The following is a 12,954-nucleotide window of genomic DNA, read 5'->3' as shown; positions in this document are numbered from 1 at the left end:
GGCGTGCGCTACGAGGGCTACATGCGGCGGGTGAAGGCGTTGGTGCCGGGGGTGTTGTTGGACCAATCGCCATGCGGCCGGTCGCGCACAGGGTGCGCTCCACGGTGGCTGCCGTAGGAGCGCACCCTGTGGGCGACCGCTGTTCCATCAGTGCGACAGCTCGAACGCGGTCAGCACCTGCGCGGTCTGCTCGGGCTTTTCCAGCATCGGCATGTGGTTGCAGCCGCTGAGCGTGGTGGTGCTGATGGCGGCGGCATTGATCAGACCGTTGCGCAGGCTGTCCAGCGCGGAGATGTCGATGATCTTGTCGTCGCGGCACCACAGGCCCATCACCGGCATGGTGAGCTGGCCCAGGCGCTGCTGCACGGACAGGTACTGCGAGGGCTTGCGCAGTCCGTTGAAGGTCTTGTCGAGGAAGCCGCGGTCGCGCCGGTTGCGCTGGATCAGCACGTCGATGAAGCGGCCGGGCAGGTCGGGCACCTTCTCGAAGGCCAGCGCGGCGGCACGCGCGAAGCCGGCGCGGTCGTCGTAGTCGAACGGATTGCTGCCGGAGAGTGCGGTGCGGGCGAAGTCGTTCTCCTTCGAGCGCAGGCCGAACGAGTCCATCAGCACCAGCCGGTTGACCACCTGCGGATGCTCCGCCGCGTAGACGCCAGCGATCGCCCCACCCATGGAATGCCCCACCACGGTCACACTGCGCAGGCCCAGTGCCTGCATGAACGCAGCCAGGCGCGCGGCCTGCGCATCGATGTCGTAGCTGGCGCCGTCGTGGCGCGAGGAGTCGCCCCAGCCGGGGAGATCGGGAATGATCAGATGGAAGTGCGGCGTGAGCTCCTTCGCCACCTCCAGCCAAACCTCCTTGCTGGCATCGTAGCCGTGCAGCAGCACAAGGGTGGGGCCTTCGCCGCCCTCGTAGTACGACCAGCGCGTGTCGCCCGCCTGCACCGTTTTCGTGTCCAGATGCGCGGCCATGGCCTGGCGGGCGAAGTTCGCCTGCAGCAGCCACTGCGGCGCGAACAGGTAGCTGCCGCCGAGCGCCAGCCCCAGCACCACGATCACGCCGAGCAGGAATTTCAGCCGTCGCAGCAGCAGGCGCTGCCACAGCGGGCGGGAGGGGGCGGGCGTGGTGGCGGGCGAGGAGGACATGGCCTGGGCCTGTGCGGAAAGTGGGGGGGTACGGCGTGGATGTGTCAGCGCAGCGCATCGAAGACGGCGCCCGCGCCTACTTCGCCGGCTTGGCCTTCGCCTTGGCGAAGATGCCCTCGATCACCTGCCGGGTCAGCGGGTGATAGCCGTCCTTCGCCCTGGCATAGGCGGCCTTGGCGTAGGCCAGGCCGTCCGGCGTGGCGGCGAAGGCGCGGTACACCGGCGTGGTGAGGTAGATGCGCCCGATGCGGGTCATGTGCTCGCGCGCGGCGGGCCACACGTCCCTGTCGCCGGCGGCGATGGCATGGATGTACCAGCGCATGCCGATCTCGGCGTTCGGCGTGCCGGTGAGGTGCCAGGCGGCATCGAGCGCCTTCATCGCATCCAGCTTGGGCGCGTCGGGCAGGCGGTCGAGGAAGTACATCCACTCCTGCGTGTTCCAGTCCTTCGCGTCGAGCCGGTCGGCGGGCAGCGTGCCGGCGGTGAATGCCTTCACTTTCGCATCGATCATGTCGAAGCGCGCCGAGGTCGGCAGCGGCGCGTCCTTGGGGATGCCGGTGCCGTAGACCCAGGCGTTCACCTCGTCCCAGGACATCTTGCCGGGGTACTTGTCGATCAGGTGGGCCTTGAGGAAGGCCAGCATCTGCTCGGTGGTGATGCTCTGGAAGGCGAAGTGGTCGAAGTAGCTTTTCAAGTATGGATCGAACGCGGCGCGGCCGAAGCGCTGCTCCAGCGTGCGCAGGAACCACGAGCCCTTGTCGTAGGCCACGTCGGACAGCGCGTCGTCGGCGTCCACGTCGCCCGGCACCGGCGCCAGCTTCTGGCTGTTGGCCGGCATCGAGCCGATGTTCTTCTCCAGCGCGCGCGCCGACAGCAGCGCCTCCTCGTCGGCCAGCGACTTGCCGTACACCGCCTCGGTGATGCGGCCCTGCACGTAGGTGGTGAAGCCCTCGTTGAGCCAGCCATCGCGCCAGCTGGCGTTGGTCACCAGGTTGCCCGACCAGCTGTGCGCCAGCTCGTGCGAGACCACCGAGGCCAGGCTCTTGTCGCCCACCACGATGGTCGGCGTGGCGAAGGTCATGTTCGGGTTTTCCATGCCGCCGAACGGGAACGACGGCGGCAGCACGATCAGGTCGTAGCGGCCCCAGCGGTAGGGGCCGTAGAGCTTTTCGGCGGTGGCGATCATCTTTTCGGTGTCGTCGAACTCGCGCGCCGCCTTGTGCACCATCGACGGCTCGGCATACACCGCGCTGCGCGGGCCGGTGGCCTCCGCGGCGATGTCGCCGGCGGCGATCGCCAGCAGGTAGGAGGGGATCGCATGCGGCTGGTGGAACGAGAAGTCGCCATTGAGCGGATGCCTGGCGTCGTTGGGCGCGCTCATCACCACGCGCACGTCCTTCGGCGCGGTGACGTGGGCGTCATAGGTGATGCGGATCGCCGGCGAATCCTGCAGCGGCACCCACGAGCGCGCGTGGATCGACTCGCTCTGCGAGAACATGAAGGGCAGTTTCCTGTCGGCGGTCTGTGCCGGGGTCAGCCACTGCAGGCCGCTGGCTTGTGGCGAGGTGGTGTAGAGGACGCGCACCCTGGCCGGATGCGTCGGCGCGGCGATGGTGAGCTTGCTGCCCAGCTGCTTGTCGCGGGGCGCCAGCGCATAGGTCAGCGCGCTGGCGCGGCCCTTGGCGTCGATGCCCTCGATGCGGGCGATCTTCAGGTCGCGCGTGTCCAGCACCAGCGAGGTCGCCTTCGGGTTCACCCAGTCCAGGCTCAGCGTGGCGCGGCCGTGCAGCTGCTTGTGCGGGAAGTCGAGCTTCAGATCGAGGTCGAGGTGGGTGACCCTGACCTGGTCGGGCTGCGCGTAGGAGTACGGGTCGGCGGCATGGGCCGCCAGCGGCAGCAGCAGGGCGCTCGCGGCGAGCGTGGACAACAGGTGCATCGGGGGACCACTCCGGCAAACGGAAAGCGCCGAGTATGCCACCGGCCTTCCCTGGCCGACCCGTGTCCGAAGGCCCGGTTGCTCAGGGCAGGTCGCCGGCCGAAGGCGGGCAACTGGCGCACCTTCCAGGCGTTCTGCGAGGGCAGGTAGTCGAACAGGGTCAGCATCGGTGCACTCCGGGTGGGGGAGCGCGCAGTCTGGCGACGGCAGGGGATGGCCGCCATCCGAATCTTGTGCGGGTCAGATCGCCCCGAAGGAGCGCACGGCGAGGTGACGTGGCGCCGCCTGCCATGACTCATGGTTCAGGCGAAGCGCTCGGCCAGTGCGTCGGTGGCGCTGACCAGCGCGTCGACGATCGCCGGATCGGCCGCGCTGTGGCCGGCCAGCACCACGCGCAGCTCGGCTTCGGGCCAGGCCTGGCTCAGGTCCCACGCACTCTTCATCGGGCAGACGATGTCGTAGCGGCCGTGCACGATGGTCGAGGGGATGTGCCGGATGCGGCCGATGTCGCGCAGCAGCTGGTTCTCCTCCAGGAAGATGCGGTGGCGGAAATAGTGCGCCTCCATCAGGGCCAGGCTCACCGCGCGGTGCGGATCGTCGAAGTCGCCGCTGCCGTGCGGATCGTGTTCCAGCGTGGTGCTGCCGCCTTCCCAGGCGCTCCAGACCTGCGCCGCGGCGAGGCGGGTGGCCTCGTCGTCGCTGGCGAGGCGGCGCCAGTAGGCTCCCAGCATGGAGTCGCGCTCGGCCGCGGGGATGTGTGCCACGAAGCGCGCCCAGCGCTCGGGAAAGATCTGCCGCGCGCCGCCGTCCGCTTCGTTGAACCAGCGCAGTTCCTCATCGCGGCCGAGGAAGATGCCGCGCAGCACCAGCCCCAGTACGCGCGCCGGGTGCGCCTGCGCGTAGGCCAGCGCCAGCGTGGAACCCCACGAGCCGCCGAACACCGCCCAGCGCTCGATGCCGAGGTGTTCGCGGATCGCCTCGATGTCGGCCACCAGGTGCCAGGTGGTGTTGCCGGTGAGCTCGGCGAACGGCGTGGAGCGGCCCGCGCCGCGCTGGTCGAACAGCACGATGCGGTAGCGCGCGGGGTCGAAGAAGCGCCGGTGATAGTCCGACAGGCCCGCGCCGGGGCCGCCGTGCAGGAAGATCACCGGCAGGCCGTCCGGATTGCCGCAGTGCTCCACGTAAAGCGTGTGCAGCGCATCGACCGCCAGGTGTTCGACGAGGTAGGGCGTGACCTCGGGGTAGAGCGTGCGCATGGGGCGATTCCGTGTTGCGGAAAATGCCGAGGCTACTCGTGCGACAGCGCGCTCGCCGCGTTCCACATCGCACGCGTGATCGGTCGGTTCGCATGCGGCGTCTGCAGCACCACCAACGTGGTGGTGCTGATGCTGGGATGGATCTTCAGCAGGCGGGCGTGGCCTGCAGGGCTTCGAGCAGCTGCCAGTCCTTGGCGTCGAGTTCGGGTTTGGATTCCACGGTGAAAATCCCGGGCAAGTGTGATTTTCGATGGCGAAAGGCCGTTGGCGTAACGCATTCATTATTCCCGGTCACCGGCGGCGCCACTAGCATGCGCACTTCCCATCCTTCGCTTTCCCGCCCGGATACGTCCCCATGGCAAGCCCCGATCGTCTCGATGCCCGCGCGCTGGTCTGCGTCGGCATCGCCCTGCTCACCTGGTCGTCGGCGTATGCCTCGATCGCCTACGCGCTGAGCGCGTTCACCCCGGGCGAGGTGGCGCTGGCGCGCCTGAGCATCGCCTCGCTGTGCTTCGCGCTGCTGCTGGCGATCAAGCGGGTGCCGCTGCCGCCGCGGCGCGACTGGCCGCAGCTGGCCCTGCTGGGCGTGATCGGCCTCACCGTCTATCACCTGTGCCTGAACTACGCCGAGACGCGCATCGCCAGCGGCACGGCGTCGATCCTGATCTCGCTGGTGCCGGCGGCGACGGTGGCGTGGTCGGCCGTGTGGCTGCGCGAGCGACTGCCGGCGCGCACGCTGGTGGGGCTGGGCGTGGCGCTCGTGGGCGTGGTGCTGGTGGTGCTGGCCAGCGGCAAGGCCTTGCGCTTCGAGCCGATGGCCGCGCTGGTGCTGCTGAGCGTGGCGGCCTCGGCGGTCTATTTCGTGGGACTGAAACCGTTGTCCGCGCGCCACGGCACGCTGGGCGTGACCGCGTTCGGTTTTTTCGCCGGCACATTGGGCTCGCTGCCGTTCGGCCTGCACCTGCCGCAGGCGGTGGCCGTGGCGCCGTGGCCGGCGATCGCCGCGCTGCTGTGGCTGGGCATCGCGCCCACCTTCATCGGCTACATCGCGTGGAACGTGGCGATCCACCGCAGCTCGGCCTCGCAGGTGTCCAGTTTCATCTACTTCTCGCCGCCGATCGCGGTGCTGATCGGCTGGGTGTGGCTGGGCGAACGACCCGGGCCGCTGACCCTGGTCGGCGGCGTGGTGACCGTGGCCGGCGTGGTGCTGGCCAATGCGCGCCGTCGTGCGCCGGTGCCGGCGCCTGCTGCGGTACCGTGCGAATCCTGATCCCTGCCGCTGGAGCGTCGTCATGCTGACCCTGCACATCGCCAACAAGAACTACTCCTCGTGGTCGCTTCGCCCGTGGGTGCTGCTGCACGAGCTGGGCATCGCGTTCGAGGAGCGCATGCACGTGTTCACGCCGGGCTCCAACTGGGAGGCCTTCCGCGCGTTCTCCCCGAACGGCCGCGTGCCGTGCCTGCACGACGGCGGCACGGTGGTGTGGGATTCGCTGGCGATCGCCGAATACCTGGCCGAGCGCCACCCGGCCTGGCCGCAGGACGCCGCCGCGCGCACCTGGGGGCGCTGTGCGGCAGCCGAGATGCATTCGGGCTTCGGCGCGCTGCGCCAGCAGTGTTCGATGAGCTGCGGCCTGCGCATCCGCCTGCACGAGATCGGACCGGCGCTGGCCGCCGACGTGGCGCGCATCGACGAGCTGTGGAGCGAGGGGCTGCGCCGTTTCGGCGGGCCGTTCCTGGCCGGCGCGCGCTTCACCGCGGTAGATGCGTTCTATGCGCCGGTGGCGTTCCGCGTGCAGACCTACGGACTGGCGCTGGACCCGGCGGCGTCGGCCTACGTCCAGCGGCTGCTGGCGCTGCCGTCGATGCGGCGCTGGTACGCCGAGGCGCTGGTCGAGCCGTGGCGCGACACGCCGCACGACGTGGAGTCGGCCGCCGTCGGCACGATCACCGCGGATCTGCGCAGCGGCTGATCCGCTCGCGGGCAGTCCGGCCGCTGGCATTGCCGCGGCGGCAGCGCGTGCCGATCAGAACTTGTACGCCTTGTGGATTGCCACGATGCCGTTGGTGAGGTTGCGCACTTCCACCTTGCCGAAGCCGGCGCGCTCCATCATGCCCTTGAGGGTCTGCTGGTCGGGGTGCTTGCGGATCGACTCGGCCAGGTACTGGTAGCTGTCGGCGTCGCCGGCGAACAGCTTGCCGAGCCTGGGCAGGATGTTGAACGAGTGGAAGTCGTAGAGCTTGCCGAACGCCTCGTTCTGCACCCGGGAGAACTCCAGCACCAGCGCCCGGCCGCCGGGCTTGAGCACGCGGCAGATCTCGGCCAGGGCGGTGTCCTTGTCGGTGACGTTGCGCAGGCCGAAGGCCATGGTCACCGCGTCGAAGCTGTTGTCCGGGAACGGCAGCGCCTCGGCGTTGAGCTGGGTCCAGCGCAGGCCGTCGACCAGGCCGCGGTCGGTCAGGCGATCGCGGCCGACCTGCAGCATGGCGGCGTTGATGTCGCCCACGATCACTTCGCCGTCCTTGCCCACCACCGGCTTGAGCAGCGCGGCGATGTCGCCGGTGCCGCCGGCCAGATCCAGCACGCGGTCGCCGCGGCGCACGCCGCCGATCGCCACGAAGTGGCGCTTCCACAGGCGATGCACGCCGAACGACATCAGGTCGTTCATCAGGTCGTAGCTGCGCGCGACCGAGGTGAACACCTGGCCGACCAGCTTCTGCTTCTCGCCGACGGGCACGTCGCGAAAGCCGAAGTGGGTGGTCGATTCCGGGGCGGATTTGGGCTGCTCGTTCATGCCCGCGATGGTACAGGAACGGCTGCAGGCGCCATGCGCTGGGCATGCGCCCATGCGACGAGGCGACGCGCTGCCGAAGCCCTCTCCCCAAGGGGAGAGGGAGCTTGGGCTCGGTCCGATCGCCCGGATCAGCGAGCCGCCTCGCCGTCCTGCTTGTAGACCACGCCGTCCTTCATCACGAAGTTCACCCTCTGCATCAGCGTGATGTCCTGCAGCGGGTCGCCGGGCACGGCGACCACGTCGCCGACGAAGCCGGGCGCGAGCTGGCCGAGTTTGCCGGACTGGTGCAGCAGCTCGGCGGCGTGGGTGGTGGCCGCCTGCAGCACATACATCGGCGGCATGCCGGCGTCGACCATGTACTTGAACTCCTTCGCGTTCTGCCCGTGCGGGTAGACCGCCGCATCGGTGCCGAAGGCGATCTTCACGCCGGCGAGGGCGAGCGTGACGGGACGAACAGGCATGGCGACGCTCCGGATCGAAGGGAGCGCCATCTTAGGCAGCGGCCGCGGCGCGCGGCCACTGGCGATTAGTCGGGGCGTGGCGCGTCGGTCGGCGCCGTCGGCGCCACGGGTTCGACCGGCTCGTGCACGTGGGCGCGGTGTGCAGCCTCCACGTGGCGCGCATGCAGGTCGGCCGGCGAGGCGTCCGGCGGCGTGGCGTCGTGCGTCGCGGTGAGGCGCACGGCCTCCGCGTCGGCGTGATCCACCTCGTGCCGGTGGTCCTCGCCGCCGGGGGTGATCTTGAGGATCGAGTGGCGCACCTCGCGCGCCAGGATCACCCGCGCGTCGCGCACCATGTCCTCCAGCGCGCTGTCGTAGACGAGCTTGCCGGCCTCGTCGGTCCACACCACCTTGCGCTCGCGCAGCTTCTGGATGAAGCCGCGGAACAGCGCCTTGTCGAAGAACTCCGGCGCGGCCTGTTCGCTGAGCAGGGACAGCCGCTGCGCGGTGAGCGTGCAGGTGCTTTCCAGCTCGGCGGCGGTGAGCACGTGCGGGCCGTTCTTGGCCAGCGCGGCGAGGGTGATGTAGTAGCGCTCGAACGCCTGGATCAGGCTGCGCCCGATCACCTTCAGCTGGAAGGCCGCATCGTCCTGGCCCGGGCCGCGCTCCAGCACGCGGCCTTCGCCGGTGGATTCGAGCAGGCCGCGGCGCACGAAGAAATCGATCGTCGCCTGCAGCTGCTGGCCGAAGCCCTCGCTGTCCCACGGCAGGAACAGCTCGCCCTGGATGAACGGGTAGATGATCTTGCCCAGCCGGATCACCGAGTTGCGCGACATGCGACGGTTGTTGAGGAAGCAGCACGCCACCCACGCCGCGGTGGCGGTGAGGTGCAGCACGTTGTTGCGGAAATACGACAGCAGCACCGCCTGTTCGTCGTCGGCCACCAGCACGTCGCCCAGCGGGTGCGCCACGCGGCGGATCCAGCCCATCTGCTCGCCGTAGGCGATGATCGCGGCGGGATCGAGCGGGGTCAGGGTGACGCGGTCCGAATACGGCAGCGCTTCCAGCAGCGCCTTGCTCAGTTCGAGCTGGGCGAGCAGGTCGGCCTCGGCCATCGCATGCTTGGGCGTGGCCAGCAAGGCCAGCGCCAGCAGGTTGATCGGGTTCACGTCGGCGGCGCGGTTGATGTTGACCTGGATCTGCTGGGCGAGGCGGTCGACCACGCCGCCCAGCCACTCGGGCTTGGCATCGGGGTCGCCGGTGGCATCGCGCCACTGCGCGCAGGCTGCCTCCAGCAGCGGGGTGAGCTCGATCGGCTCGCCAAAGTTGAGTGCCACGTGGCCATAGCGCTGGCGCAGCACCTTGAGGCCCTTGATCAGGCCGAGCAGCGATTCCTTTTCCTTGGGCTTGCCGGACAGCTCGCCCGCGTACGACTTGCCCTCCATCAGCTTCTCGTAGCCGATGTACACCGGCTGGAACAGCACTGGCCGGCGCGGCGCGCGCAGGAACGCGCGCACGGTCATCGCCAGCATGCCGGCGTGCGGCGCCAGCAGGCGTCCGGTGCGCGAGCGGCCGCCCTCGATGAAGTACTCCATCGGCACGCCGCGGTCGATCAGCTGCGCCACGTACTCGTTGAACACCACCGAGTACAGCGCGTTGCCCTTGAAGCTGCGGCGCAGGAAGAACGCGCCGCCGCGGCGCAGGATCGGCCCGATCACCGGCAGGTTGAGGTTGGCGCCCGCCGCGATGTGCGGCACCACCACGCCGGAGTGGTGCAACTGGTAGCTCATCAGCAGATAGTCGGCGTGGCTGCGGTGGCTGGGCACGTACACCACTTCATAGCCCGGCGCCGCGGCGCGCGCCTTCTCGAAGTGGTGCATGGCGATGCCGTCGTACAGCTTGTTCCAGAAGTTGGACAGCACGAACGAGGCCGAGCGCACCACCGGGTGCGAATAGTCCGCGGCGATCTCCAGCACCAGCTTCTGCGCGCGGCGCCAGGCCTTGGCGTGGGAAATCTTCTCCCGGCTGGCGGTGGCATTGATGGCCGCACGCACCGGCTCGGCGTTGAGCACGGCGTCGACCACGGTGCGCTTGTGCGAGAGGTCGGGGCCGATCACCGCCGCGCGGATGCGGCGGAAATGCACGCGCAGCACACGGGCGATCTTGCGTGCGAAGCGCTCCGGCGGCATCGCCCCCGCTTCCGCCAGCGCCTCGCGCAGCGACACCGGGGCGGAGAACTGCACCACCGTGTCGCGGCCGTTGAGCAGCAGCGCCAGCAGCCGGCGGAAGTGGCCCACCATCACCCAGTTTTCCGAGAACAGCACGCGGAACCAACCGCTGTCGCGGCTGGGCGCGCGGCCGACGTAGATCGACACGGGCATGATCTGCACGTCGCGGCCGGGGTCGTCCTCCAGCGCGCGGGCGAGCTGGCCCAGCGCATCCTTGGGCGAGCGCTGGCGGTTGCGGCCCCAGAACAGGCCGTCGCTGCGGCCCAGCGCGAACACCGAGCGGCGCCGACGGGTGCCGCGCAGCGGCTGCATCGGCGAGGGCAGGCCGGCCTCGCGGCAGGCGCGCTCCAGGATCAGCGCGTCGGACAGGCCGTCGCGCTCGATCACGTAGCACACCGGCACGCCGGCCTTGAGCAGGGCGGCGGGCTCGGCCGGATCGCGGCGCAGCTTCAGCCACGGCTCCAGCAGGTGGCCGAGCAGGTTGAACCACCACGGCGCGCGGCGGTGCGGGGGCGTGTCCATCGAGGAGGTCATGGGCATCCGCCTAGTGTACCGGGGAAGCGCCCGCGTCCCGGCCCGCGGTGATGCAGCCCACGCGCTCGCACGCTGCCAGGGAGCGCGCCGCCCGTGGGCAAAGCGCGTCGTGTCGCCATGGGCGTGCCTCGTGCCCAAAAGAAAACCCCGCCGGCGCGAGCCTTGCGGGGTCAGTCCCGGCAGAGCCGGAAGGGAAATGGCCTTGCCTGCGGAATCTGTGCTCGGCAGCAGGTGTCGGCGGAGCCATGGTAGCGGCTCGCAAAAGTTAAGGCAATGGATTTGTTATGTGATGCAAGTGTTTGATTTGGTGCATCACCTCATGCGGAGTGCCGCTTCCTTCTGGCGCCGGCGCTCGTCGCGCGGCAGCGTCCAGTCGTTGTTGAACAGGGCCGGCTCCCAGCTGCCGTAGGTGGCGTTGGGCAGGATGAACCAGCGCGTGCCGATCCATGCCAGGTAGGGCGCCATGGCCTGCTGGCGGCCTTCCGCGTTGTTGGCGATGACGTCGGCGAAATCGCCGATCTGGTCGCCCACCTGCATCAGCACGCGGTACTTGCGGCTGATCAGCTGGCGCCGGCAGCCCTTCTCGGTGCCGATCTGCTCGCAGCCCTCGACGAAGGTGCCCAGGCCGAGGAACGCATCCGGGCCGGAGACGGGGAAACCGACCTTGCGCAGGTTGTCCAGCGTGACCGAATCCAGGTCCTTGGCGCGGTTGGAGATGAAGATCACCGCGATGCCGTGCCTCGCCGCGAACCGGGTGAATGCGACCGCGCCGGGCAGCGCGCGGGCGGCTTCTTCCTTGCACCATGCGGCCCAGTCGGCCTCGTTGTACTCGCCGCCGCTCTTGATCAGGCGCGCCTGGTAGGGCGAGTTGTCCAGCGCGGTTTCGTCCACGTCCAGCACCACGGCAGGCTTGAGGCCCTTCAGCGGCGCGACGCGGTCGTCCTTGCTCAGCGCGTCCCAGTGCGGGTCCTTCAGCGCCTTGAGCAGCTGCATCTGCGCGTCGCGGTAGGTCTGCATGAAGAGCAGGTCGTGTTCGATCGCCGTCTGCGTCCACACCACCGCGTTGAGGTTGTCGTCCGCCGCGGTGCCGGCCGGTGCCGGGGCGACGGGCGCCGCCACGCGGGCAGGGGCGGCGACGGACTCGTGACGGGCGGGCGAGGCGCTGCAACCGGCGAGCAGGGCCAGGGCCGCCAGCAGGGCGGGGACACGTGGGCGCATGGATAACCTTGGTGGTGGCATCGGATCGACAAGCATCGGGCCAGTTTACGACAGCGTCATGTCGTCCGGTCCGGACTGGCGGCCGTCCGCCCCGACTGACAGACTGCCGGTCCCGTGTCCAGGAAGTCGCCGCCGATGGCGTCCACCCCCTCCTTCCCGCCCGGTCCGCGTCGCCTCACCGCGATGGACTATGCGAGCTATGCGCTGGCCGCGCTGGCGCTGTGGCTGGTCATCAAGCTGCACCTGCTGCCGGCCCTGCTGGCCGGGTTGCTGGTGTACGAGCTGGTGTACTCGACCAGTCCGCTGCTCGGGCGCCGCATCTCCGGTGACCGCGCGCGGATGGTTGTGGTGGCTCTGCTCGGCGTGGTGATCGTCGGCCTGCTGCTGCTGCTGGTGCTGGGCATCGTGAGCCTGCTGCGCAACGAGATCGGCAACCCCGACCTGCTCTGGCAGGACCAGCTGATGCCGCTGGTGGAGAAGGCGCGCCAGCAACTGCCGCCCTCGCTCACCACCTGGATGCCCGACAGCGTGGACGAACTGCGCGTGATGGCGGTGGAGCTGACCCGCAAGCACGCCGGCAGCCTGCAACTGGCCGGCAAGGAAACCGCACGGGTGATCCTGCACATCATCATCGGCCTGGTGCTGGGCGCCATCGTGGCGCTGGGCCGCACGCGCCCGGCGCACCTGTCCGGACCGCTCTCGCTGGCGCTCTCCGCGCGCTGCCAGAAGCTCGCCGAGGCGTTCCACAACATCGTGTTCGCGCAGATCAAGATCTCGCTGATCAACACCGTATTCACCGGCATCTTCCTGCTCGGCGCACTGCCGCTGTTCGGCATCCACGTGCCGTTCGCCAAGACACTGGTGGTGATCACCTTCGTGGTCGGCCTGCTGCCGGTGATCGGCAACCTGATCTCCAATACGGCGGTGACCGTCGCCGGGCTGTCGATCTCGCTCGGCGTGGGCGTGGCCGCGCTCGGCTTCCTGGTGCTGATCCACAAACTGGAGTACTTCCTCAACGCGCGCATCGTCGGCACACAGATCCGCTCGCGCGCGTGGGAGTTGCTGATCGCCATGCTGGCGATGGAAGCGGCCTTCGGCCTCGCCGGCCTGGTCGCCGCACCGGTGTACTACGCCTATCTCAAGCGCGAGCTGGAAGTGCGCGATTTGATCTGACGGCCCGAGGCCAGGGCGCCGCCGTAGGCCGTATGGCCGGCGTGCGCGACGTGGACAGGCGCCTCATCGCGAAACCGCCTGGGCGACTAAGAACTTATTCTTAAATAATATTGACCTTCAAAGGCACCTTGCGAAACGCGATGATCGCCGCCGCGAGATGATTGAGGCCGAGAAAACTGCGTTCAAGTTTTTCGTGGCATACCAAGAGCTTGCGAAAGCGATTGAACC

General features: G+C 69.1%; 11 protein-coding genes and 1 pseudogene. 3 read left to right on the top strand and 9 right to left on the bottom strand.

The genetic code is table 11. The annotated features are described in order from the left end of the window. Positions 1 to 147 precede the first annotated feature (147 nt). The 4 genes from ACO2Q2_RS12565 to ACO2Q2_RS12550 all read right to left on the bottom strand — a co-directional run bounded on the left by ACO2Q2_RS12565 (position 148) and on the right by ACO2Q2_RS12550 (position 4,616). Positions 148 to 1,146, bottom strand: coding sequence for an alpha/beta fold hydrolase (locus ACO2Q2_RS12565; protein WP_423256126.1), 999 nt, complete (start codon positions 1,144 to 1,146; stop codon positions 148 to 150). Between the two features lie 76 nt (positions 1,147 to 1,222). After that, entirely contained in the window at positions 1,223 to 3,082 is a 1,860-nt protein-coding gene (locus tag ACO2Q2_RS12560) for a M1 family metallopeptidase (RefSeq protein ID WP_423256125.1), read from the bottom strand. Positions 3,083 to 3,384: 302 nt separating this feature from the next. Continuing rightward, on the bottom strand, positions 3,385 to 4,338 hold the full coding sequence (pip, locus tag ACO2Q2_RS12555) for a prolyl aminopeptidase (protein WP_423256124.1): 954 nt from the start codon (positions 4,336 to 4,338) through the stop codon (positions 3,385 to 3,387). 32 nt (positions 4,339 to 4,370) lie between these two features. Then, positions 4,371 to 4,616 carry a hypothetical protein gene (locus ACO2Q2_RS12550; RefSeq protein ID WP_423256123.1) on the bottom strand — a complete coding sequence of 82 codons (246 nt, stop codon included), beginning with the start codon at positions 4,614 to 4,616 and terminating at the stop codon, positions 4,371 to 4,373. Between the two features lie 77 nt (positions 4,617 to 4,693). On the opposite strand from ACO2Q2_RS12550, the gene ACO2Q2_RS12545 reads away from it, so the two are divergent. Beyond that, complete coding sequence (locus ACO2Q2_RS12545) at positions 4,694 to 5,608, top strand: DMT family transporter (protein WP_423256122.1); 915 nt, start codon at positions 4,694 to 4,696, stop codon at positions 5,606 to 5,608. A gap of 22 nt (positions 5,609 to 5,630) precedes the next feature. After that, positions 5,631 to 6,311 (top strand): glutathione S-transferase family protein, encoded by a 681-nt coding sequence (locus ACO2Q2_RS12540; RefSeq protein WP_423256121.1) that lies wholly within the window; start codon positions 5,631 to 5,633, stop codon positions 6,309 to 6,311. Positions 6,312 to 6,365: 54 nt separating this feature from the next. Here ACO2Q2_RS12540 and ubiE read toward each other — a convergent pair whose 3' ends face one another. The 4 genes from ubiE to ACO2Q2_RS12520 all read right to left on the bottom strand — a co-directional run bounded on the left by ubiE (position 6,366) and on the right by ACO2Q2_RS12520 (position 11,553). Next, on the bottom strand, positions 6,366 to 7,133 hold the full coding sequence (gene ubiE, locus ACO2Q2_RS12535) for a bifunctional demethylmenaquinone methyltransferase/2-methoxy-6-polyprenyl-1,4-benzoquinol methylase UbiE (protein WP_423256120.1): 768 nt from the start codon (positions 7,131 to 7,133) through the stop codon (positions 6,366 to 6,368). A gap of 128 nt (positions 7,134 to 7,261) precedes the next feature. Next, complete coding sequence (locus tag ACO2Q2_RS12530) at positions 7,262 to 7,594, bottom strand: amidohydrolase family protein (protein WP_423256119.1); 333 nt, start codon at positions 7,592 to 7,594, stop codon at positions 7,262 to 7,264. Between the two features lie 65 nt (positions 7,595 to 7,659). After that, a complete protein-coding gene (gene plsB / locus ACO2Q2_RS12525) occupies positions 7,660 to 10,335 on the bottom strand; it encodes a glycerol-3-phosphate 1-O-acyltransferase PlsB (RefSeq protein WP_423256118.1) in 2,676 nt (891 codons plus the stop codon). A 312-nt stretch (positions 10,336 to 10,647) separates the two neighbouring features. Continuing rightward, complete coding sequence (locus ACO2Q2_RS12520; protein ID WP_423256117.1) at positions 10,648 to 11,553, bottom strand: 5'-nucleotidase, lipoprotein e(P4) family; 906 nt, start codon at positions 11,551 to 11,553, stop codon at positions 10,648 to 10,650. 135 nt (positions 11,554 to 11,688) lie between these two features. On the opposite strand from ACO2Q2_RS12520, the gene ACO2Q2_RS12515 reads away from it, so the two are divergent. After that, positions 11,689 to 12,726 (top strand): AI-2E family transporter, encoded by a 1,038-nt coding sequence (locus ACO2Q2_RS12515; protein WP_423256116.1) that lies wholly within the window; start codon positions 11,689 to 11,691, stop codon positions 12,724 to 12,726. Positions 12,727 to 12,826: 100 nt separating this feature from the next. Here the strand turns inward: ACO2Q2_RS12515 and ACO2Q2_RS12510 are convergent. Beyond that, positions 12,827 to 12,954 (bottom strand): annotated as a pseudogene (locus ACO2Q2_RS12510) (IS5/IS1182 family transposase); the annotation flags it as partial.

This window comes from Dyella sp. KRB-257, from assembly GCF_049445995.1.
Taxonomy (GTDB): domain Bacteria; phylum Pseudomonadota; class Gammaproteobacteria; order Xanthomonadales; family Rhodanobacteraceae; genus Dyella_A.
Note: the sequence above shows the minus strand (reverse complement) of the source record. Positions and strands in the feature narration are given on the sequence as shown.